The 22,376-nt window shown below is 68.0% G+C and carries 15 protein-coding genes; 4 read left to right on the top strand and 11 right to left on the bottom strand.

Features of this window, described 5'->3' with window-relative positions:
* Positions 1-466: 466 nt before the first annotated feature.
* Positions 467-985, top strand: a complete 519-nt coding sequence (locus AC5P7R_RS07070) for a hypothetical protein (protein WP_111098117.1) — start codon at positions 467-469, stop codon at positions 983-985.
* Positions 986-1,024: 39 nt separating this feature from the next.
* Positions 1,025-1,699, top strand: coding sequence for a hypothetical protein (locus AC5P7R_RS07065; protein ID WP_478436136.1), 675 nt, complete (start codon positions 1,025-1,027; stop codon positions 1,697-1,699).
* 110 nt (positions 1,700-1,809) lie between these two features.
* On the opposite strand, the gene AC5P7R_RS07060 is transcribed toward AC5P7R_RS07065, so the two are convergent.
* The 9 genes from AC5P7R_RS07060 to AC5P7R_RS07020 are packed head-to-tail and all read right to left on the bottom strand — an operon-like array spanning position 1,810 to position 14,155.
* Positions 1,810-3,618: a hypothetical protein gene (locus AC5P7R_RS07060; protein ID WP_478436137.1), complete on the bottom strand. Its 1,809-nt coding sequence runs from the start codon at positions 3,616-3,618 to the stop codon at positions 1,810-1,812.
* Positions 3,615-5,777: a hypothetical protein gene (locus AC5P7R_RS07055; RefSeq protein ID WP_134729790.1), complete on the bottom strand. Its 2,163-nt coding sequence runs from the start codon at positions 5,775-5,777 to the stop codon at positions 3,615-3,617. The genes AC5P7R_RS07060 and AC5P7R_RS07055 overlap by 4 nt, the downstream gene beginning before the upstream one ends.
* Entirely contained in the window at positions 5,774-6,895 is a 1,122-nt protein-coding gene (locus tag AC5P7R_RS07050; protein ID WP_478436138.1) for a BatA domain-containing protein, read from the bottom strand. Before AC5P7R_RS07050 ends, AC5P7R_RS07055 begins: the two co-directional genes overlap by 4 nt.
* The gene (locus AC5P7R_RS07045) at positions 6,892-7,788 is read right to left on the bottom strand and encodes a DUF58 domain-containing protein (protein ID WP_021203293.1); all 897 of its coding nucleotides are present in this window, start codon (positions 7,786-7,788) and stop codon (positions 6,892-6,894) included. Before AC5P7R_RS07045 ends, AC5P7R_RS07050 begins: the two co-directional genes overlap by 4 nt.
* Positions 7,789-7,795: 7 nt before the next feature.
* A complete protein-coding gene (locus AC5P7R_RS07040; RefSeq protein ID WP_019661957.1) occupies positions 7,796-8,779 on the bottom strand; it encodes an AAA family ATPase in 984 nt (327 codons plus the stop codon).
* 16 nt (positions 8,780-8,795) lie between these two features.
* The gene (locus AC5P7R_RS07035) at positions 8,796-9,503 is read right to left on the bottom strand and encodes a DUF4159 domain-containing protein (RefSeq protein WP_019661956.1); all 708 of its coding nucleotides are present in this window, start codon (positions 9,501-9,503) and stop codon (positions 8,796-8,798) included.
* A complete protein-coding gene (locus AC5P7R_RS07030; protein ID WP_019661955.1) occupies positions 9,503-10,837 on the bottom strand; it encodes a TldD/PmbA family protein in 1,335 nt (444 codons plus the stop codon). The genes AC5P7R_RS07035 and AC5P7R_RS07030 overlap by 1 nt, the downstream gene beginning before the upstream one ends.
* A 21-nt stretch (positions 10,838-10,858) precedes the next feature.
* A complete protein-coding gene (locus AC5P7R_RS07025; protein WP_021203292.1) occupies positions 10,859-12,493 on the bottom strand; it encodes a TldD/PmbA family protein in 1,635 nt (544 codons plus the stop codon).
* Positions 12,494-12,523: 30 nt separating this feature from the next.
* The gene (locus tag AC5P7R_RS07020) at positions 12,524-14,155 is read right to left on the bottom strand and encodes a TldD/PmbA family protein (RefSeq protein ID WP_167692751.1); all 1,632 of its coding nucleotides are present in this window, start codon (positions 14,153-14,155) and stop codon (positions 12,524-12,526) included.
* A gap of 760 nt (positions 14,156-14,915) precedes the next feature.
* On the opposite strand from AC5P7R_RS07020, the gene AC5P7R_RS07015 reads away from it, so the two are divergent.
* Positions 14,916-15,530, top strand: coding sequence for a DUF938 domain-containing protein (locus AC5P7R_RS07015; protein WP_180832937.1), 615 nt, complete (start codon positions 14,916-14,918; stop codon positions 15,528-15,530).
* Positions 15,531-15,603: 73 nt separating this feature from the next.
* On the opposite strand, the gene AC5P7R_RS07010 is transcribed toward AC5P7R_RS07015, so the two are convergent.
* Positions 15,604-19,290 (bottom strand): indolepyruvate ferredoxin oxidoreductase family protein, encoded by a 3,687-nt coding sequence (locus tag AC5P7R_RS07010; RefSeq protein WP_111099342.1) that lies wholly within the window; start codon positions 19,288-19,290, stop codon positions 15,604-15,606.
* A gap of 170 nt (positions 19,291-19,460) precedes the next feature.
* Here AC5P7R_RS07010 and AC5P7R_RS07005 point away from each other — a divergent pair, with 170 nt between their 5' ends.
* Positions 19,461-20,096 carry a tetratricopeptide repeat protein gene (locus tag AC5P7R_RS07005; RefSeq protein ID WP_019661950.1) on the top strand — a complete coding sequence of 212 codons (636 nt, stop codon included), beginning with the start codon at positions 19,461-19,463 and terminating at the stop codon, positions 20,094-20,096.
* 731 nt (positions 20,097-20,827) lie between these two features.
* Here the strand turns inward: AC5P7R_RS07005 and AC5P7R_RS07000 are convergent.
* A complete protein-coding gene (locus AC5P7R_RS07000; RefSeq protein WP_478405581.1) occupies positions 20,828-22,312 on the bottom strand; it encodes an AAA family ATPase in 1,485 nt (494 codons plus the stop codon).
* Positions 22,313-22,376: the final 64 nt, after the last annotated feature.

The raw sequence follows: 22,376 nt of genomic DNA, 5'->3' as shown, positions 1-22,376 counted from the left end.
CACATGGCACCACATCCACGTCTCAGGATGTGAGACATCGCGCGCGAAGGGCGTGAACCGTTCATTGCCACGGACGGGTCCGGACGCTGCGCGATGTCCGCGTCAAGCGCCTCATTGCGGCGGAGGAACTGCACCATGCAGACCACAAACCGCATCGCGTGCCAGCCCAACGCCAGCAATGCCGCCGCCCGCCACCCAGACGCAAGCGGCCAGCCCAGCTCCAGGTGCTGCGACAACGGCGGCCGACGCGGCAGGCGTATGGAGGGAGCTGTCATCAGCGAGGCCTTACCGGGAAAACCGCAGGATGCCGTCCCCATCCCCCGGCGGGAATGAAGTTCGTTGCAAACTTCGGCGCCCAGGCCGCGCAGCGATGATGCGTGACACACCCTGAATGCCCCCGCCGATGCCAACGAAATCTGAAGCCCGCATCCGTATCCTTGTTCACTGGACGCAACCAACAGGGTGGATGGCTGTGGCACGACCGGGAACGCAGGGAGCACTGCTGGCCAGCCTGTTGCTGGCGGGCGTCGCGCAGGCGCAGCAGGCAGCGCCGGTAGCGGTGTCCGATCCTGTGCCCGCTCCCCCTGTTGATGCCCCGGCAGCACCTGCCGCGCCGATCTCCACCACCCTGCCGCAGGACAATGTCACCACACTCGGCGAAGTGCGTGCGCTCAAGCCCGATGACGAGCCTGTGGACCTGTACCGCTTCAAGAACCCGGTGAAGTTCGGCGACAACCGCTTCAGCCGTGACTGGAGCGAGCCGCCGTCGCCGGAGCAGGTCAGCATGGGCGGTGGCTACATCATGATGGGCGTGGTCAAGGGTGTGATGGCGGCAGCCAAAGGCATCAACAAACTCACCGGCGGGCCGGACCAGATCCAGGCGGCCGTGGCGCGGCCACCGCCAGAGCTCAGCGCCGAACAGCAGCAGCGCGCGCTGCGGTTCTCACAGGAGCAGGATGCCGGCGACACAGCGCCAGTGAAGTAGGCCGGTATATGCTGCTGGCCCCCCACCGGTAATGCTGTCATGTCCCTGCGTTCGTTCTGCCTGCTGGCCGCGTTGCTGCCGGCCTCCGCCTTCGCGTCCGATATCGCCGATGGCGGCGCCTGCCGCAATGGCGCATTCCCCTCCGAACAGAGCCGGTTCGCACTGGCGCGGGTGGTCGATGTACCGCGCCTGTACCTGCTCGGCGACATGGATGGCTGCCCCGCCAAGGGCGAACCGGCCTGCCGCCAGCGCAGCTATGTGGTCAACGGCGATACGGTGGTGACCGGTCGCGACCTGGGCCGTTACCGCTGCGCGTTCTTCCCGAACAAGGTGGGCGGCAGCGCCGGCTGGGTCGACCGCAGCAAGCTGCAACCGTTGCCGGTAGCCGTGCCCACGCTGCAGGACTGGACGGGCCACTGGAAAGATGGCGACAACGGCCTGCGCATCACCGTGCAGGGTGGACAACTGCACGTGGATGGCGACGCCTACTGGCCCTCCGCCAACCCCACGCCGGAACAGCGCCCGTATGGGCCGAACCTGGGCCAGGTGGAAGCGCGTGCCATACCGCAGGGTGCCGATGTCGAGTTCGCCGAGGACACGTGCCGGGTTCGCGTGCACTCGCTGGGTGAGGTGCTGATCGTGGCCGACAACAGCGAATGCGGTGGCATGAACGTGCGTTTCAACGGTGTGTACCGGCGCGCCGGAAAACGTTGAATGGCGCATGAGGGATGGGGCCGGTAGATCCACGCCACGCGTGGATGCTGTGCGCGATCCAACGGCGGGGTCGGAGCCCTTTCGCGAACGAAGGGGATCCGACCCCAGGCTCAGCGCCGCCGCTCCAGCCACCACAGCAGCGAGGCGCACAGCACGAACGCCAGCCACCACGGCCAGCGCGAGCCCGGCACGGGTTGCACCACCGACGCGTCTGCCAGCGTGCTGGCAGCCAACGCCCGCGTGGTCGCATCGATCATCACCTGTCGATGCAGCGTCGGTGCATCCTTCGGGTCGAACACATAGCGCCAGACAACGCTGTCGCCATGCTGCAGGCGTTGCCAGCCTGCCTCACGGGGCCACCAGCCGGCGCAGCGCAGCGCCGACGCCGTGCCATCGACGATCAGGGGCACGTCGTCGCCGCGTTTGTTGAAGGCCTGCAGTGGTGCCTGCACACCGCACAGCGCCTGTCGTTCACCTGCCCAGGCGATCGGCTGCGGTGACCACAGTGCATCAGCGCTGTCCTGCGCGCGTGCCAACGTGGCCACCGCGTCGCTCCAGAGTTCGCCGTGGCGGTCATCGCGGCCGGCCAGCACCCAACGCCAGCTGTCGGTGATGGGCAGCAGGCCGATGCGGCCCTTGCCGACCGCGCGCCAGCCACCGATGGCGTTGCCAGCTCGATCGTGCAGCAGTGCGCTGCCGCCCGGCGCCTGCAACGCCAGTGCTTCCAGCGAAGGCAGCGCGGCACTGTGCGAGCTGCGGTCGGCCTCTTCGCCGTAGCCGGTGGGCAATGTGCCGGCGGCGAGCGGGCCACGGCGTGCGGCGAGGATCGCGCCTTCGCCATCGCCGGGAAGTTCGAGGGGGTGGCTGCTGCCATCACCCTGCACTGGCAGGCCCAGATCGCGCAGGCGCTGGCGTGCACTGGCCGAAGGTGCGCCCGCACTGCGTACCAGCACACCCAGTCCATCGCGCAGCGCCTGGCGCACGGCGGCCAGCTGGCCCGCACTCAATGCTACGAGGCTGCGCTCGTCCAGCAGCAGCAGATCGCTGCGCGTGAGCGATGCTGCATCAATCGCCACTGCGCCATCGCCGATGCTGAGTCCGGCCCCGGTATCCGCCTGCACCTGCACACGGATGCCGGCATCGGCTGCCCAGCGGCGCAGGTACTTCAGCTCTGGCCCCGGCGCGCTGGCGCGCACCATCAGGCGCAGCGGTGCGGACGGCAGGGTCTGCTGTGGCACCGGTAGGCTGTCCACCACATGGCCGTCGGCATCGAGCAGGCGCAGCTGGAACACGCTGCGGCCTTCGGCGCGGGCGATACCACTCAGCTGCACGCGGCCGTCGTCGGCAACCTCCGTGCGATCGACCACGCTGCCGGCCGGGTCGAGCAGTTCTGCTTTCGCCTTGGCCACGCCACGCGCCTGTGCCTGCACGTCAAAGCGGGCACCGGGTGCGACATCGGCCGGCGGTTGCAGTGCGATCCAGCCGCGCGGCTCCGGTGCGGCCTGCCAACGTACATCCAGCGGCAGCACCGTGTCGCGGTCACGTGCGGCCAGACCTGCACCGACCAGCGTCAGCGTGGCGGCCGGATGCTGGCGCAGCGCGGTGGCCAGGTCGGGAACGCGCTGTGCGCCGGGCACATCGGCAGCTTCGGGCAACAGCAACAGCGGGCCTTCGCTGGCCGGGGGTGCGCCGGCCTTGCCGGCATCGACGCCAAGCACGACCAGCCCGCCTGCGGGCTGCTGGCGGGTGGGCGGCATCAGGCAGAAGTACAGCAGCGTGGCGACGATGACCTGCAGTGCGATCACGCTCCACCGGCGGCCAGGGTGCGTTGTGCTTCCACGCAACTGGCGCACGCTGGCGATGACCACGACCAGAGTGAGTGCCAGCGCAATCCACAGGTTCAGGCTGGTGGCGGTCATGGCTGCGCCTCCAGCGCATCGAGGTAGCGCTGGCCCATCGCATCGGCCGCACTGCGCCGCATCGCCTGCGGCAGTGGACGCTGCAGCGCGCGCCACAGCTGCGCACGCAGGCGCTGGCGACAGTCGATGCAGTCGGGCTCGATGCGCAGCTGCTCGATGGCCGCAGCCAGATCCAATGCATCGGGCAGGTAGGCCGCGTTGCGCTGCTGCCAGGCCGCGAGCGCATCGAGATCCGGTGCGCCGTTGTCATCACCGAGGCGCTGCCAGGCTTCAACGATGGCCGGATCGGGCGGGGTGCGCGCGGCCAATGGCAGTTCGCGACTGGCCAGTCCGGCGCGATCACCGCCCAGCCGGCGGCTTTCATCGATGGGTGGCAGCTCCGGCCCGACCCGGGCCAGGTAGATGCGCTCGGCCTGCTGCACCTGCTTGATGAAGCCCAGCGCCTTGTAGGCAAATGGCAGCGCCTGCTGCGGGCGGCCCTGGCGCAGCTCACCTTCGGCCGACCACATCTGGTCAAGCGCGGCCTTCAACGTGGCGCGGGTCTGCGGATCGAGCAGGGTCGCCGCCTCGGCGTGGTCGTGGGTGTGGCCATACTCGGAGAGCACGTCGGTGTCGCTGCCGAACACCGGTGGCGTATCGGCATTGGCCGGCTTGCCGCCGTGATCATGGTCATGCGCGTCGTGCGCGCCGGCCTCGGCGCCATGGTCGTGATCGTCGTCGTGGTCGCCGGCGGACGGCGTATCGCTGGTGGGCAGGTCGCTGGTCGGCGGTGGCTTCGGTGCACCTTCGCTTTCCTCGCCCAGGAACTGGCCGTAGCGCAGGCGCAGGATGCGCTGGTCGACACCGATCGCATCGCTGCGCTTCACGAAGTCCTCGTCGGCCAGGCTGCGTCGCTGCCGGATCAGGGCTTCGGCATCGATGATGATCTGCCGCTGGCTGCGGAAGTACGCAGGCAGGGTCTTCTTGATGCGGCCTTCGAGCTCCGCACCGAGCGCGACTTCGGCGCTGGGTAGGCGCAGGATCACGCTGCTGCTGCGCCCGGTCTGCGGCGTGGGTGCATGGTTGTCTCGCACTTCCAACTGGGCGATCACATCGTTGCCGGGCTGCGCGCCCAGCGCAGCCAGATCCAGGGTATGGGCGAAACGTCGCGCGGTGGCTTCGCCGCTGCCGGCAAGCGTGATGCCGCGCTTCACGAAGGTGATGTTCTCCCCGCTGCCCTGGGTGGTGGTGATCGACAGCGTTGCCTGCGCCGCGACACCGTAATCGTCGTTGGCTTCGAAGCGCAGTGCCCACTGTCGTTGCCCCGGCGTGCCCAGCACCAGGCTGGCCGTGGGCTCCAGTACGCGCACGCTGGGTGCACGGTCGGCCACCACATCCAGCCGATGCAGGCGGGTCTCTGCCAGTGCCGGTTCGCTCACCACGCGGTACAGCACCGGCGCGCGTGCCACATCCTGCGCCTGCCACTGTCCTTCGTGCTCGCTCAGCGGCAACCTGCGACCATCGTGGAACTGCAGCCATGCCTTGTCCGGTGCGCGGTCGAAGCGCAGCGACCAGGACAGTCGGCTGTCGGCGGCGACCTTGGCGTCCAGCGCATTCTGGGTAAGCGTGGCCTGGCCGGTATAGGCCGGTGCGTCGATGCGCAGGCGGGCGGACTGCAGGCGTAGCGGGCCTGCGGCGGCCGTGCTGCCCGGCGCTGAGGTGCGGACTGGCGCGGAACCGGGGTTCGAACGTGGCCAGCCGACTGCCAGCACAACAATGGCCAGGCCTGCGATCCAGCACAGCGCCAATGCCCCAGGCGGCCAGTGTGGACGCAGCTCCGGCATCGCGCGTTCCAGCGTGGCCAGCACATGCGCACGCTGGCGCTGCTGCAGCGGATTGAGCGTGGCGGCATCGGCGAACAGCAGATCGGCACTGTCCTCGCTGGCACCGCTGCCATCAAGGTGGCGTTGCAGCCACTGCCGGTCCAGTTGGCGGGCATGCGCAGTGGCGAAGCCCGCACACGCGACCAGGCTGATCGTACCGACGACGCAGGCGATATCGAAACCTGCCAGACGCAGGGCCAGCCCCGCCGCAGCCAGCGCCCATGGCAGGCCCAGCAGCAGGGTGATGAGCGCACGGCGCCGGCGCGCACGTTGCCAGGCGTGCTGCAAGGTATTCATGCGGCCACCCTGCGGCGGGCGCTGCTGGCCATCCAGCGTTCCAGGGCGAACAGCAGCACGATAGCCAGCAACAGCCAAGGCGTCGGCTCACGCAGCGGTGGTGTTGCAGCAGGCAATGCGGCCCGCTGCGGTGCCTGGTCACGTGCATCGCCCAGGCGCGGAGCCGTGGGTGGCTGCAGCGCCAGCAGCAGGGCACGCGGCAAGTTCGGATCGCGCAGCGCGGCGTTGCTCGTGGTATTCCAGTCGCCCGGCAGCGCCAGCAGATAGCCGTGGCCGACGCGTTGTTGCCACAGCAGCGGTGCGCCCTCCGCGTCGCGCAGCAGGATGCGGGCGTCGGCAGCGGGCATGCCGGCGGTGATGACACGACCGCCGTCGCGCAGCCACGCCTGCCAGTTCGCCGGCAGTGCATCGCTGCGGCTCCACACGCCGATCTCGCCGCGTTCGGGCAGGGCATCCACCGACAGCGGAGCGAGCGTTGCCTGCACGCCCCACGTGCGCCGCAGTGCGTTCAACCAGTGCTGGGCAGTGGCGGATGCCTCGCCGTGCGCGCGCAGCTGCGGCAATGCCGCTGCAGTCTGCGGCGGTGTGACCGGCATCGGCTGCGTGTGCCATTGCACGTCGCGCGACAGCTGCAGGCGGGCGCCATCCAGGCCGGGCAGGGGATCGGGAACGTGCACGGTCAACGCGGTGCCCGCAGGCAGCTGTGCGTCCAGTTCGCGCAACAGGCTGGGCAGGGATGCGCTGGATGCCGGTGGTGCCTGATCGATGGCGGGGAAGCCAGGTGCCAGCCAGTGCCAGTTGCCATCCTCGGCCGCTCCACGCAGTGCCGTAGCATCCAGGCCCGGCGCTACCACGGTCCATGCAGCGGGGGGCGCTGCCGGGCCCGTCAGCGCGGGCCGCGCCAGCAGCAGCGCCAAGGCTGCCAGTAGCAACAGCCGCACCAGCAGCAACGGCCAGTCATCGAAGCGGATGCGCTGGCGCGGCCGTATCTGTGCACGCAGCCAGCGCAGCGCGGCGAAATCCAGTGGCGTATACGTATGGCGGCGGGCCAGGTGGATCAGCAGCGGCAGCAGCCCTGCGGCGAGAGCGGCCAGGCCGAGCGGGAACAGCAGGGTCATGCAGCGCCCCCACGGCCGAATAGCGCTTGCAGCGGCTGGTCCAACGGTTGGTCGAGCCAGCCGGTGGCACTGGCGATGCCGCTGGCCTGCAGGCGCGCACGTAATGCGCTGCTTGCGTCAGCGAAGCGCTGCAGGTAATCGGCGCGGATCGCCGCGCCGTCGCCCAGCAGTTCCTCGCCGGTTTCCGGGTCGCGGAAGCGGTGGCCGGCGTCGAACGGGAAGTCGCGCTCGTCGGCGGTCAGGATCTGCAGCAGTGCCACTTCGCGGCGTGCGCTGGCCAGCTGTTCCAGCAGCACAATGCCGGCCTCGTCAAAACCGTCGCCGATCGCCAGCAGCAGGTCGCCCGGGCGCACGCGTTCCCACAGCGGCCGAAGGCGATCGGCCGCAGGCCAGGCGCCGCGCACCTGCAAGGCATGCAGTTGCAGATGCACGCGATCACGCTGGCGTGCGCCGTTCGCCGCGGGAACCAGCCGCAGGCCATCGCCATTGATCGCCAGCAGGCCGAAACGGTCGCCCTGCTGCAGGGCCAGTTCGACCAGGCATGCGGCCACGCCGCACATGTGGTCCAGGCGCGTGCGTTGCGGCACCGCGCGATCGGCCTGGCCGGCGGAGGCGGTGGCATCGAGCAACAGCCAGACCGTGATCGGGCTTTCGCGTTCGGATTCGCGCACGAAAAAGCGGTCCGAGCGCGCGTACAGCTTCCAGTCGATCTGGCGCAGTTCGTCCCCGGGCTCGTAGGCTCGGTACTGAGCGAATTCGAGACCGGCACCGCGGCTGCGGCTGGCGTGCTGGCCGATGCCGCTCGCCCCGCTGGCCAGGCGCGGCCGCAACCGCAGCAGGCGCAGGCGCGCACGCAAGTCCGGTGGCAAGGTCAGCGGGGTACCGGCGTTCACGCGTGGCTCAACCCGGGAACGGCACGGCCTGCAGCAGGGCGGCGACCACGTCGTCGGCACGCTTCTGCTCGGCTTCGGCGGCGAACGACAGCAGCAGGCGATGGCGCATCACCGGTGCGGCCAGTACCTGCACGTCCTCGCGGGTGGCGGCGAAGCGGCCCTGCAGCAGTGCGCGCGCTTTTGCCGCGAGCACCAGCGACTGGCCGGCGCGCGGACCGGCGCCCCACTTCACCCACTGGTTGATCGCTGCCGGTGCGCCTTCGCCCGGCCGGCTGGCACGCACCAGGCGGGTGATCCAGGCCAGCACATCGGGGCTGACATGCACCTGGCGCACGGCCGCCTGCAGTGCGGTCACCGCTTCGGCATCCATCACCTTCGGCACCGCGTCGGTGGTACCGCCGGTGGTCTGTTCCAGGATCTGCCGCTCCTCGTCTTCGCTGGGGTAATCCACCAGCACGTGCAGCAGAAAGCGGTCCAGCTGTGCCTCCGGCAGCGGGTAGGTGCCGGCCTGCTCGATCGGGTTCTGCGTGGCCAGCACGAAGAACGGCGCGGGCAGCGCGTAGGTGGTGCCGGCGTAGCTGACCGTGCGCTCCTGCATCGCTTCCAGCAGTGCGGCCTGGGTCTTGGGCGGGGTACGGTTGAGTTCGTCGGCCAGCAGCAGGTGGGTGAAGATCGGGCCCTGCTGGAAGCGGAAATGGCGATGGCCGGTGCCGTGGTCTTCTTCCAGCAGCTCGGTGCCGAGGATGTCGCTGGGCATCAGGTCGGGGGTGAACTGCACGCGCCGGAACTGCAGCTCCAGCGCCTGCCCGAGCGAGCGCACCAGCAGGGTCTTGCCGAGCCCGGGCGCGCCTTCCAGCAGGCAGTGGCCGCCGGCCAGCAGGCCGATCAGCAGCTGCTCGACCACGGTGTTCTGGCCCACCACTGCGCGTGCAAGCGCGGCGCGCAGCGCATCCAGGCGCGGCAGCAGGGAATCGAGGTCGGGGGAGGTCATGGGCGTGCAGGTCCTATCAGTTGTTCAACGCGTACATCACGATGTTGACGCCGAAGCGGGTGTTGTCTTCGGCCAGGAAACGCTTGTTGCGCCAGTCGTAGTCCCACTCGCAGCCGTAGTCCTTGTTGCTGTAGAGCAGCCCCAGGCGGCCATCGACCTCGATGCCCTTCAGGTAGTCGTGCACCAGGTCGTCGCCCCAGCCGTTGAGTTCGAAACTGGTGGCGGGCGGGCCGTCGGGGAAGCGGAAGAAGCTGCGGTACAGCGGGTGGCTGTTGGGCAGCTTCTGCAGTGCCTTCGGGCCGAACAGGCGACCCATCTGCGCCTCGAACGAGGTGGCGAACAGGCCATCGATGTCGTGGTTGCAGTCGTCCACGAAGACGAAGCCGCCATTGCGCACATAGCGCACGAAGTTCTGCCGCTCGGCGGCATTGAACTCCACCAGCGTGTGGCCGGCCAGGTAGCAGAACGGCGCTTCCAGCATGCGCGGGTCGGCCAGTGCCACCACGTGCTCCTGCGGGTCCACGCGCAGCGAGGTGTAGTCGATCAGCGAGGTGATCAGGTTGGACGGCATGCGCGCGTCCACGTCCCAGTCACCGGAGTCGTACTGCAGGCGGGTGAACCAGAAGTCGTAGCGCGAACTGCGCGGGCCTGCCTGTGCCCAGGCCGGCAGCGCCGCCGCCGAAGCGGCAGCAGCCAACCAGCGCAGGCAGGCCCGGCGATCCATCAGACCGCGTCGGACAGCGAGGTGAAGGTGAAATCGCGCAGCTTCATTGGCGGGATCATCATCACGAAGCTGGATTCATCACCGGCCACGCGCACCGGCCTGCCCAGCTCTTCGATGTTGTTGAGCATGATCACCGGCGATTCGTTGAAGCGGAAGTTCTTCACCGGATGCTTGATCTGGCCGTTCTCGATGTAGAAGGTACCGTCGCGGGTCAGGCCGGTCAGCAGCACGGTCTGCGGATCGACCATGCGGATGTACCACGTGCGGGTGACCAGGATACCCTTCTGGGTGCCGCGTACCAGCTCGGCGGTGCTCTTGTCGCCACCACTCATCAGCAGGTTGCCCGGCGAGGCCTTGGCGGTCTTGCCCTGCTTCTGCGCCCAGAAACGCGAGTAGTCCAGGTTGGCGATCCTGCCGTTCTCGATGATCGCCATGCGTTCGCGCGGCAGGCCTTCGTTGTCCCACGGCAGCACCGGCGCCTCCGGATGCCACGGGTCGGCGATCATGGTCACGCGCGGGTCGTAGACCTGCTCGCCCAGCTTGTTGCCGCCACCCTTTTTTGACAGGAAGCTGCGGCCTTCATCGGCCGAGCGTGCGCTGAAGAAGTTCATCATGAAGCTGATCAGGCCTGCCGCTGCGGCCGGCTCCAGGATCACCGTGTACTTGCCCGGTTCCAGCGCCTTGGCTTCGGCCGATTCGGTGGCCTTGCGCATGGCGATGCGGATGTCCTGGTCGGCCTTGAAGTCGGCGGCATCCTTCAGGTTGCGGCCGACCCAACCCGAACCGCGGCCATCTTCGGTACGCACGGTGCAGGTGTAATCGAAGTTGGTGGTGCGCTGGTAGGCGAAGTTGCCGTTGCTGTTGGCGGTCGCCTGGAAGCCCTGGCCGTCCTCGAGGAAGCCGGCGGCAATGAGCCCGTTGCCACGGCACGGGGCGATCGAATCGGCGGCAACCTTCGCGCGGAAGGCCGGATCGATCGCGGCGGTGGATTCGCTGAAGGTCGGGCTGGGACGGTAGCTCTGCTTGCCGATGGCCGGCATGAACTCCGGGTTCTCCGGGGCCAGGCGCGCCAGGTCTTCAGCACGGCGCACCACGCGTTCCAGCGCGGCGTCGTCGAACTCGTTGATCGAGGCGGTGCCGACGCGCTTGCCGAAGGCGACGGTGACCGCCAGCTCGGTGTTGTCGACGATGCCGCTGGTGGAGACATTGTTCAGCGCGAAACGGATGTTGCCGCTGATCGCGCCGGACAGCACGGCGGTGCACTCGTCGGCCTTGGACAGGGCGATGACCTTGTCGAGGATGGCCTTGGCCTGGGCTTCGGTGAAGATACTCATGGTGTAAGGGCTCCTGACCGATCAGCCGAGGCTGCGTGCGGTGTTGATGACGTTGATGCCGTTGAAGCGCGCGGTGGACGAACCGTGCGAGACCGCCGAGACCTGGCCCGGCTGGCCCTTGCCGTCGAAGAACGAACCGCCCAGGCGGTAGTCGCGCTCGTCGGCCACGGCGGTGCAGGCATTCCAGAACTCCGGCGTGCGGATCTGGTAGGCCACGTCTTCCAGCATGCGGGTGATCTGGCCGTTCTTGATCTCGTAGAACAGCTGGCCGCCGAACTGCGCGTTGTAGCGCTGCTGGTCGATCGAGAACGAACCGTCACCGATGATGTAGATGCCGTTCTCCACGTCCTTGATCAGGTCGGGCACGCTCAGCGGCTTCTTGCCCGGTGCCATCGACACGTTGGCCATGCGCTGGAACTGCACGCTGGACCACGAGTCGGCATAGCAGCAGCCGTCGGACTCGCTCTTGCCGAGGATGTGGGCCTGGTCGCGGATGGTCTGGTAATCCACCAGCTTGCCGTTGCTGATCAGGTCCCAGCGCTTGCACTTCACGCCTTCATCGTCGTACGCCACCGCGCCCAGACTGCCCGGCTGGGTCTTGTCGGCGAAGATGTTGACCAGCTCGCTGCCGTACTGGAACTGCTGTTCGCGCTTGTCCAGGGTGGCGAAGCTGGTGCCGGCGTAGTTGGCTTCGTAGCCGAGCACACGGTCCAGCTCCAGCGGGTGGCCGATCGACTCGTGGATGGTCAGCCAGGTGTGTGACGGGTCGAGCACCAGATCGTACTTGCCCGGCTTCACCGACGGTGCCTTCAGCTTTTCCTGCGCCTGCCTGGCGGCGGCGACGGCGTCCTCCTTCATGTCGTAGGAGGTGCTGTAGTTGACCACGCCATTGGGGCTGTGCACCTTGCCGGCGGCGGCGCCGTCGAGGTACTCGTAGCCCAGCCCCATCGGCGAGGACAGGCCCTCGCGGGTGCGGAACTTGCCGCTGGACTTGTCGATGGCGGTGACCGTCATTGGCGCCCAGATGCGGTGCACGTCCTGGTCGATGTAGGAGCCGTCGGTGGAGGCGAAGTACTTCTGCTCGTTCACCAGGAACAGCATCGAATTGACGAAGCTGGCGCCGGCGCCCATCGCCGCGGCGTTGACGTCCAGCAGCAGATCGACCTTTTCCTTGATCGGCACCTCCATCGCATTCTTGCGGATCGGCGTGCGCCAGCTCACCTCACCCACACCCGGCGCCTTGGCCAGCTGCACCGGCGCGGTCTGCACGCCAGCATTGGCCTTGGCGATCGCCGCGGCCTGCTGCGCCGCCCTGGCCACATCGGCGGTACCCAGCGCATTGGTGGCGGCAAAGCCCCAGGCGCCGTTGACGATCACGCGGATGCCCACGCCGGTGGACTCGGTGTTCACCACGTTCTGCACCTTGTCTTCGCGGGTGATCACGAACTGCCGCAGGTAGCGGCCGATGCGCACGTCGCAGTAGGTGGCGCCGGCGCTGCGTGCGGCCTGCAACGCAGCGTCAGCCAGGCGCTTCTTCAGCGCCGGGTCCAGGCTGGACTGCAGCTGCTCGGCGGCGATCACCTTGCCGAAGAAGGAGGGCACGATCAGCCCGCCCGCGGTAAGCCCGGTCAGGGCCAGGAAGTCACGTCTTTGCAAGGCTGCTCTCCACGTCGAAGGATGGGTGGCTCATGCGCCGAGACTGCGCGCGGTGTTGATGATGTTGATGCCGTTGAAGCGGGTGGTGGACGAACCGTGCGAGACCGCCGAGACCTGGCCGGGCTGGCCCTTGCCGTCGAAGAACGAACCGCCCAGGCGGAAGTCGCGTTCATCGCAGATGGCGGTGCAGGCATTCCAGAATTCCGGCGTGCGGATCTGGTAGGCCGCATCCTCAACCATGCCGGCGATCTTCCCATCCTTGATCTGGTAGTACAGCTGGCCGCCGAACTGCGCGTTGTAGCGCTGCTGGTCGATCGAATACGAACCGCGGCCGTGGATCCAGATGCCGTTTTCCACGTTCTTGATCATGTCCTCGACACTGAGCGGCTGCTTGCCCGGTGCCAGCGAGACATTGGCCATGCGCTGGAACTGCACGCTGGACCAGGAATCGGCGTAGCTGCAGCCGTGCGATGCATCGCGGCCGAGGATATGGGCCTCGTCGCGGGTGGCCTGGTAGTCAACCAGGATACCGTCGCGTACGAGGTCCCAGCGCTGCGTCTTCACCCCTTCATCGTCGTAGCCGACGGCGCCGAGGCTGCCCGGCTGGGTCTTGTCGGCGAAGAAAGTGACGATGTCGCTGCCCCAGCGGAAGCCGGCATCGCGCTTGTCCAGCGTGGCGAAGCTGGTGCCGGCGTAGTTGGCCTCGTAGCCGAGCACGCGGTCCAGCTCCAACGGGTGGCCGACGTTCTCGTGGATGGTCAGGAACAGGTTGGACGGGTCCAGCACCAGGTCGTACTTGCCCGGCTTCACCGACGGCGCCTTCAGTTTCTCGCGCGCGTGGCGGGCGGCGGCGATGGCGTCTTCGACCGGGTCGTAGGAATCGCGGTAGGCGGTGATGCCGCCGGGCAGCTGGACCTTCCCACGCGCATCGCCATCGAGGAACTCGTAGCCCATGCCCATCGGCGAGGAGAGGCCGGCGCGGGTACGGAACCTGCCGCTGGCCTTGTCGATGGCGGTGGCGGTAAACGGCAGCCAGATGCGGTGAATGTCCTGGTCGATGAACGAGCCGTCGCTGGAGGCGAAGTACTTCTGTTCGTTGACCAGGAACAACGTGGAATTGATGTAGTCGGCGCCCGCATCCAGCGCGGCGGCGTTGAGCGCCAGCAGCAGTTCGACCTTGTCCTGGATCGGCACCGCCATGGCGTTCTTCCGCACTGGCGTCTGCCAGCGCACTTCGCCGACCGACGGCGTCGGCGCCAGCTGTACCGGCCGGGTCTGGATGCCGGCATTGGCGCGGGCGATTGCCGCTGCCTGCTCGACCGCGGCGCGCACGGCGGCCTCGGTCTGCTGATGGGTTGCAGCGAAGCCCCACGCGCCGTTGACGATCACCCGCACGCCCACACCGGATGATTCGCGGTTGGTTACATTGCCGACCTGGTGTTCGCGGGTGATGACCGACTGGTTGAGATAGCGGCCGATACGGACATCGCAGTAGCTGGCCTTGGCGGTGCGTGCGGCGGCCAGCGCGACCTCGGCCAGGCGCCTGCGCTGGGCGGTGTCGACCGGGGCCAGCAACTGCTCGGCGGCGATGGCACGGGAATGCGGCAGCAGCAGGCCCGCCAGGCCCAGACCGGAAAAAGCCAGGAACTCACGTCGTTGCACAGCGTTTCTCTCTCTCGCTTGCGTGCGGCCGACAATGGGTCGAGCCGATCACGTCAACTTCTCGACTTTCGCCAGCGCGGCGCGTGCGGGCAAGTGACTGCAGTCATGGTTGGGAGGGTTTCGGCAGGGCTTGCAGCCCTGCACCTGCTTCAAGCCAGGGCAACGTCAACGTCAAAAGCGGGCATTCCGTGGGTGGGCGGGGCGGTGTCGGATTGCGGGGACGCCGTGAATCCGTCCATGGAGGCTTGGCAGCCGCTTGCTCGTGTGCGCTTTCCTGCGCACACGGCAAGACCGGAATTGGGCGTCCTGCCCAACCCGCCCGAGGCATGCCTCGGGCCCATGCGGCTGACACCCCGCAATCCGACACCGCCCCACCTTCGACAGATTCCGTGTGCTGTTGGTGGGTGCCGACCGTTGGTCGGCACATCTGTCAGATATCGAATGAATTCATCCGTGCCGACCAACGGTCGGCACCCACCAAGGCCGTACGCCGTTCCGACAGATCGCGGAAGTCTGTCGAAGGCGGGGTGGGTCCGGTTGAGGGGGTGTGAGCCGCATGGATGCGGCGACCGAGCTTACATGGACGTACTTGCAGCGTCCCCCTCAACCGGACCCACCCCGCCATCCCACGGAAAGCCCGCTTTTGAATTTGACGTGGCTGTTGCCGTTGCTGTGGCTTGAAGCAGGTGCAGGGCTGCAAGCCCTGCCCGCAACACCCCCTCGTGCACAATGGGGCCGACCCCGCCTGGACACCGTCCTGATGTCGAGCAAGCCGTATTCAGAAGCCTGCGAACGCAACCGCGAACCCATCGCCGCCGCGCTCGACCCGTGGATGGGCGACCGCCACCGGGTGCTGGAGATCGGCAGCGGCACCGGCCAGCATGCGGCCTTCTTTGCCGAGCGCTGGCCCTGGCTGCGCTGGCAGCCCAGTGATCATCCGGACCACCTGCCAGGCATCGAGGCATGGCGTGCCGAAACGGCGTTGCTGAATCTGCTGCCGCCGGTAGCGCTGCAGGTGGAACTGCCGCCAGCGCCCGGCCTGAACCTGGCACCGGGCAGTACGTTCGATGCCGCATTCAGCGCCAACACCCTGCACATCATGAGCTGGGCACACGTCCAGTCATTGTTCGCGGCGCTGCCGCCCCTGTTGCGCCACGGTGCGCTGCTGGCGGTGTATGGCCCGTTCAACTACGGCGGCCGCTACACCAGCGACAGCAATGCGCAGTTCGATGCCTGGCTGAAGGCACGTGATCCGCGCAGCGGCATCCGCGACAGCGAAGCGGTGCAGGCGCTGGCCGCCGACCACGGATTCACCCGACTGGGGGATGTGGCGATGCCGGCCAACAACCGCCTTCTGCTGTGGCGGCTGGGCTGAACCGCCGGTAGCGCCGGCCGCTGGCTGGCAACCGATTGCCAGGAGGGATGCCGGCCAGCGGCCGGCACTACCATCAGGCCACCTGCACGATATGCAGCGCCTTCGGATTGCGCCACTGCGCGAGCAGGGCCGCTTCGCGCGCCTTGGCCTGCTCGAAATGCGCTTCCTTGACGTGGCCGAAGCCGCGGATGTGTTCGGGAATGCTGGCGATCTCCACCGCCAGCGCCAGGCGGTCGTCATCCAGGCCATCCAGCAGCACCTGCACAGTGGCCTCGTAATCACTGATCAGCTTGCGCTCCATGCGCCGCTCTTCGGTGCGGCCGAACACGTCGAAGCGGCCGCCACGCAGGAACTTCAGCTTCGCCAGCAAGCCAAACGCCTTGAACATCCACGGGCCGTATTCCTTCTTCAGCAACCGGCCCTGCTCGTCCTTCCTGGCGAACAGCGGCGGCGCCAGGTGGAAGCGCAGCTGATAGTCGCCCTCGAACTGCTGCTGCAGGCGTCGCTGGAAGTCGCCGCTGGTGTACAGGCGGGCCACTTCGTACTCGTCCTTGTAGGCCATCAGCTTGAACAGGTAGCGGGCCACCGTCTCGGTCAACGCGGTGGAGCCGCCGATACGCTCGGCTTCGGTAGCGCGCACGCGTGCCACCAGATCACGGTAACGCGTGGCGTAGGCAGCATCCTGGTACTCGACCAGGAAGGCGGCGCGGCGCTCGATCATTTCATCCAGCGAGCGCGACAGGCGCGCGTCGTCCAGCGGCAGGAATGCCACGTCGCCACCGTGCGAGGGCAGGCCGCGCAGCTCGCGTTCGTCGCCGGTGTTGCGCGGTGCAGCGGTGGCGCCCCATTCGTTGCCCTCCCATTCGCCCGGCGGCAGCGGATGCAGCGGGCCCGGGGTGGATTCGGTATCGGTGTGGCGGTTGCGCACCAGGCCGGCGGCCTGCTGCACGGCCTGCGGATCGACCGCGGCCAGGCGGCCCCAGGCGAAGGCCTGCTGGTTCATGGCCACCGCAGCGCCATTGAGCTCGATGGCGCGCATCAGCGACTCGAACGACAGCGGCACCAGGCCCTGCTGCCAGGCGTAGCCGAGGATGAACAGGTTGGCGGCGATGGCATCGCCCAGCAGCGCGGTGGCCAGCTGGGTGGCATCGAGCAGCAACGGCTCCTGGCCGCCCAGTGCCACACGCACACCGGCGATGATGTCGGCGGCGGGGAACTGCATGTCCGGGCGGGTGGTGAAGGTACCCGGCATCGCTTCGTAGGTGTTCAGCACCACCTGCGAACGGCCGGCACGCACCTTCGACAGCGCCCAGTAGTCGTTGACCACCACCATGTCGCAGCCCAGCACCAGGTCGGCTTCACCGGCGGCAATGCGCACGGCGTGGATGTCATCCGGGCGGCGTGCGATGCGGATGTGCGTGGTCACCGCGCCACCCTTCTGCGCCAGGCCGGTCTGGTCGAGCACGGTCGCGCCCTTGCCCTCCAGGTGGCCGGCCATGCCCAGCAGCGCGCCAATGGTCACCACGCCGGTACCGCCGACGCCGGTGATCAGGATGTTCCAGGGCTGCTCAAGCGTGCCGCGGATCGTCGGCGCCGGCAGGTTGTCCAGCAGCGTGGAGGCATCGCGCTTGCTGCCCTTGCGCGGCTGGCCACCGTGCACGGTGACGAAGCTCGGGCAGAAGCCGTTCACGCAGGAATAGTCCTTGTTGCAGTTGGACTGGTCGATCTCGCGCTTGCGCCCGAACTCGGTTTCCTTCGGCAGCACCGACACGCAGAAGCTCTTCTTGCCGCAGTCGCCGCAGCCTTCGCAGACCAGCGAATTGATCAGCACCCGCTTCTGCGGATCTTCCAGCTTGCCGCGCTTGCGGCGGCGACGCTTCTCGGTGGCGCAGGTCTGTTCGTAGATCAGGATCGAAACACCCTTCACTTCGCGCAGGCGCTTCTGCACCTCCTCCAGTTCGCTGCGGTCGTGGAACTCCACGTCGCTGGGGAAGTGTTCGCGCTGGCCGGTCCACTTGCCGATGTTGTCCGACAGCACCATGATGGTGTGGATGCCTTCGGCGCGCATCTGCTTTGCGATATCCGGCACGCTCAGCGGGCCGTCCACCGGCTGGCCGCCGGTCATCGCCACCGCATCGTTGTAGAGGATCTTGTAGGTGATGTTGACGCCGGCGGCGACCGCCTGGCGGATCGCCAGCGAGCCGCTGTGGAAATAGGTGCCGTCGCCCAGGTTCTGGAACACGTGCGGGGTGTCGGTGAACGGCGCCTGCCCGGCCCAGGTCACGCCTTCGCCGCCCATGTGGGTGAAGGTGTCGGTGCTGCGGTCCATCCAGGTCACCATGTAATGGCAACCGATGCCGGCCAGCGCACGTGAACCTTCCGGCACCTGGGTGGAGGTGTTGTGCGGGCAGCCTGAGCAGTAGTGCGGCACGCGCGGGAAGCTGGCGCGCGGCAACGCAAGCTCGGCTTCCTTTTCCTGCATCCACTGCAGGCGCTGCTCAATCGACTCGTTGTTGAAGAACCTCTGGATGCGGCGACCGATCACGCCGGCGATGGTGGCCGGGGTCAGTTCACCGGTGGACGGCAGGATCCATTCGCCGCTTTCGTCGTACTTGCCGACGATGGACGGGCGTTGGCCCCAGCTGGCCGGCCAGTTGAAGAACTGTTCCTTCATCTGGCGCTCGATGAAGGCGCGCTTCTCCTCCACCACGATGATGTCTTCCAGGCCCTGCGCGAAGCGCGCGATGCCCTGCGGTTCCAGCGGCCAGGTCATGCCGACCTTGTACACGCGGATGCCGATGTCGGCGCATGCGGCTTCATCCAGGCCAAGGTATTCCAGCGCCTGCAGCACGTCCAGGTAGCTCTTGCCGGTGGTGACGATGCCCAGCCGCGCGCGCGGCGCGTCCATCACCACCTTGTCGATGCCGTTGGCGCGGGCGAACGCCTGTGCGGCCTTCACCGCATAGCGGTGCAGGCGCATCTCCTGGTCCAGCGGCGGGTCCGGCCAGCGGATGTTGAGGCCACCCGGGGGCATTTCGAAGTCTTCCGGCAGCACGATGCGGCGCGCCATCGGATCGACCTGCACCGAGGCCGACGATTCCACCGTCTCGGCAATGGTCTTGAAGCCGACCCAGCGGCCGGTGTAACGGCTCATCGCCCAGCCCAGCAGGCCCATGTCGAGGATGTCCTGCACGCCGGCGGGGTTGAGAACCGGCATCATCGCGCTGACGAATTCGTCTTCGCTGCCGTGCGGCAGGGTCGAACTGCGGCAGGCATGGTCATCGGCGGCCAGCGCCAGCACGCCGCCGTAGCGCGAGGTGCCAGCGGCATTGGCATGCTTGAACACGTCGCCGCAGCGGTCCACGCCAGGGCCCTTGCCGTACCACATGCCGAACACGCCCTGCACGTTGGCGCCGGGGAACAGGTTGGTCTGCTGCGTGCCCCACACCATGGTGGCGCCCAGGTCCTCGTTCAGGCCCGGGGTGAACTTCACCTTCGCCGCTTCAAGATGCTTGCGCGCGCGCCACAGTTCCAGGTCGAAGCCACCCAGCGGGCTGCCACGATAGCCGCTGACGAAGCCGGCGCTGTCGATGCCTTCGGCGGCATCGCGCAGGCGCTGCATCAGCGGCAGCCGCACCAGCGCCTGCACGCCACTCAGGTAGATCCGCCCCTCGTTGCGGGTGTACTTGTGGTCGAGCGTGTAGTCACGGTCGAGCAGGTCGGCGGAAGAGGGCGAAGTGAGTTGCGCGGTACTGGTCATGGCTGGCCCGGTAGGATCGGCTGGCACCGGCCGCGTGCACGCACGCAGCGGGAAAGGCGCGAATTGTAGCAGCGGGGCCGCGCAGGCCCCGGCACTCGCGCCCGTGGCGGTGCTGGGGTTAGGATCGGGACAGAGAGAGGGAGGCTGCAGTCGCGGCCTGGGGAGAAGGGATGTCAGTTCCAGGAAAGATCCTGGCCAGCGTGCTGCTGGCCTCGGGAGCGGCCACGGCGTGGGCCGCGCCGGCCATGCCGGCACCACAGGAGTTCTACTTCGACAATGACCCGGCGGCCACGCCGATGGTGGCGGTGCAGGGCGGGGGCGATGATCTGGTCGCCCAGCTGGTCAAGCTGCGTGAACGCGGCCGCCGTGCGGTCGAGGCCACGGTACAACTGGCCTCGGTGGCCGGTGCGCAGGGCCGTGGCGAGCTGGCCGAGCAGTTGTATGCCGAGGCGATGAAAGAGGCCCCGGCACAGAGCAGCAGTGGCCGCAGCGTGCGCTGGAACTACGGCTGGGACCTGCTGCGCCAGGGCAAGCCAGAGGCGGCGCTGGAACAGTGGCTGGCCTCGGCCGCCAATGCGCGTACCAAGCCGAGCTGGGTGCCGCCGACCTATGCGCTGGCATTGTGGCGGATGGGGCAGAAGCAGGAGGCGGTGCAGTGGTATGCGGCTGCGGTACGCACCGAGCCGACGCAGTGGAATACCACGGCCAACTATGCGCAGCTGCTGCCGCAGTGGCGCGAGGATGAGCGTGCGTCGCTGGCCGAAGTGCAGCAGGCCTGGGCGGCCGCACCGCCTGCCTGGCCCTGAGGGAGGGGTTCGGCCGGGTTGCACCCGGCACTCGCAGAGGCAACAGCCGAAGCAACAGCAACAGCGGGCAATCCGCGGGATGGCGGGGCGGTGTGGGTTGGCAGGACACGCCGTAAACCCCCAGACCGGCCCAGCCGCTGGCGGCTGTGCGTTCGGGCGCTTGCGAAGCAGTGCTTCGCAAGCAAAGCGCCCTCACCCATGTAAGCTCGGTCGCCGCTTGCTCGTGTGCGCTTTCCTGCGCACACGGCAAGACCGGGGTTGGGCGTCCTGCCCAACCCGCCCGAGGCATGCCTCGGGCCCATGGCGCCAACGGTCCTGCCAACCCACACCGCCCCGCCTCCGACAGTTCCCTGCTGCTGGTAGGTGTCGACCTTGGTCGACACGGTAGATCCACGCCATGCGTGGATGAATCTGCATCGGAATCGAATACTGGAAATCTGATCGAAGAGCAGCCGAGCGTGGGCTCGGCTCTACAAAAAAGCGGCCAGCCAACCGGTTCTGCTTTTGCTCTTGCTCTTCTTCTTTCTTCTGCGTGGCTGATCGCCCCCGGAAACTGTCAGAGGCCGGGCGGGGTGGGTTCGCGGGGGTGTCCGCGGCATGGATGCCGCGGCCAAGCCCCCAGGGACGGGTTGACGGCGTCCCCCGCGAATCCATCCCGCCCGGCCAAGCGCGGCTTTTGATGTTCACGGTCAACCAGCCGCCACGAGGGGCTGCGCCGTTCGCGGGAAACCTCAGTCGTCCGCGGAAACCGTCCGTCCCGACGCCCACGCCCGCAATGCCTCCACCTGCTCGGCCATCAGCACCGACAGCGGCCGCGTGGCGCGGATCTCGTTCATCAGCAGCTCGGTGTCCAGCGGCCGGCCTTCGGCGTGCGCTGCATACAGCCCGGCCACGATCGCCTGCTCGATCTCCGCGCCGGAGAAACCATTGGCCGCGGCCGCCAGCGCCGGCAGCGCGAAGTCGTCGCCATTGAACTGGCGCCGGCCCAGGTGCAGCCGCAGCAGTTCCACGCGCACGTCAGGCGAAGGCAGGTCAACGAAGAAGATCTCGTCGAAGCGGCCCTTGCGCAGCAGCTCGGCCGGCAGCTCGTGCACCTGGTTGGCGGTGGCGACGATGAACACCGGCGCCTTGCGCTCGGCCATCCAGGTCAGCAGGTAGCCGAGTACACGGCGTGATACGCCACCGTCCTCGCCACCACTGGCCAGGCCCTTCTCGATCTCGTCCATCCACAGCACGCAGGGTGCCAGCTGCTCGGCCGAGGCCAGTGCCTGGCGCAGGTTGGCCTCGGTCTCGCCGTGGTACTTGTTGTACAGCGCGCCCACGTCCAGGCGCAGCAGCGGTACACCGAAGCCGGCGGCGGTGGCCTTGGCCAGCATCGACTTGCCGCAGCCCTGCACGCCCAGCAGCAACATGCCGCGCGGCGGGTCCAGCCCGGCCGGCGCCGAGCCGGCGATGAAGGCCACGCGCCGCTGGCTGATCCAGCGCTTGAGCCGGTTGGCGCCGGCCACATCGCCGAAGCGCGCGCTGTCATGCTCGAAGAACAGGTGGCCGCTGCGGTTGAGCAGCTCGAACTTCAGCCGTGCCAGCTGCGGCAGGTCGTCGTCGCGCAGCGCGCCATCGGCGTAGATCAGCTGGCGCGCGATGCGCCGGGCATCGACCAGGCTCAGGCCCTGCAGGTTCTTCAGGATCTTCTTCACCGCCTCGCTGTCGACTTCGACCCGGCGGCCGCCGTGCTCGCGCGCATAGGCGTCGGCCTCTTCGCGCAGCATCTTCAACAAGGCGTTGGCATCAGGCAGGCGCGGGTTGAAGCGCACCGCCAACGCTTCCAGCTCGGCCGGCAGCTCCACCTTGGCACCGATCAACACCAGCACATGCGGCTCGCTGTGGCGGCGCTGGATCAGGTCGCGCAGGGCGCGCTGATGGCTGGCATAGCCCAGGTACGGGTGGAAATCGAGCAGCAGGTAGACCCCGCGCTGGTCGGCCTGGCGGATCATCTGCAGGGCCGCGCTGGCATCGGGTGGCCCGACCGGCGGGTCTTCACTGTCCAGGTCGATGCGGCGCAGGCCCTCGGTGATCGACCAGCGGTGCAGCGCCCGCCATACGTGCATCAGCGTCTGCCGGAACAGCTCGACGATGCGACCCTCGTCCTGGGTCTCGATCACGATCAGTGGGGTATTGGCGCGGATCAACGCGCTCAGGTCCTGCAGTTCGCTCATGCCGGTTCGATCCTTCGGGAGCGCCACGATAGCAAAGGCGATGGCCGCTGGTTCAGCACGAAGC

Source organism: Stenotrophomonas sp. YJH_SMC_27, assembly GCF_059369815.1.
This window is presented reverse-complemented; position numbering and strand designations above follow the sequence as displayed.

Coding starts and splice junctions, on each gene's coding strand:
- AC5P7R_RS07070 (WP_111098117.1), top strand. CDS start 467: ATGGCTGTGGCACGACCGGGAACGCAGGGAGCACTGCTGGCCAGCCTG.
- AC5P7R_RS07065 (WP_478436136.1), top strand. CDS start 1,025: ATGTCCCTGCGTTCGTTCTGCCTGCTGGCCGCGTTGCTGCCGGCCTCC.
- AC5P7R_RS07060 (WP_478436137.1), bottom strand. CDS start 3,618: ATGACCGCCACCAGCCTGAACCTGTGGATTGCGCTGGCACTCACTCTG.
- AC5P7R_RS07055 (WP_134729790.1), bottom strand. CDS start 5,777: ATGAATACCTTGCAGCACGCCTGGCAACGTGCGCGCCGGCGCCGTGCG.
- AC5P7R_RS07050 (WP_478436138.1), bottom strand. CDS start 6,895: ATGACCCTGCTGTTCCCGCTCGGCCTGGCCGCTCTCGCCGCAGGGCTG.
- AC5P7R_RS07040 (WP_019661957.1), bottom strand. CDS start 8,779: ATGACCTCCCCCGACCTCGATTCCCTGCTGCCGCGCCTGGATGCGCTG.
- AC5P7R_RS07035 (WP_019661956.1), bottom strand. CDS start 9,503: ATGGATCGCCGGGCCTGCCTGCGCTGGTTGGCTGCTGCCGCTTCGGCG.
- AC5P7R_RS07030 (WP_019661955.1), bottom strand. CDS start 10,837: ATGAGTATCTTCACCGAAGCCCAGGCCAAGGCCATCCTCGACAAGGTC.
- AC5P7R_RS07015 (WP_180832937.1), top strand. CDS start 14,916: ATGTCGAGCAAGCCGTATTCAGAAGCCTGCGAACGCAACCGCGAACCC.
- AC5P7R_RS07010 (WP_111099342.1), bottom strand. CDS start 19,290: ATGACCAGTACCGCGCAACTCACTTCGCCCTCTTCCGCCGACCTGCTC.
- AC5P7R_RS07005 (WP_019661950.1), top strand. CDS start 19,461: ATGTCAGTTCCAGGAAAGATCCTGGCCAGCGTGCTGCTGGCCTCGGGA.
- AC5P7R_RS07000 (WP_478405581.1), bottom strand. CDS start 22,312: ATGAGCGAACTGCAGGACCTGAGCGCGTTGATCCGCGCCAATACCCCA.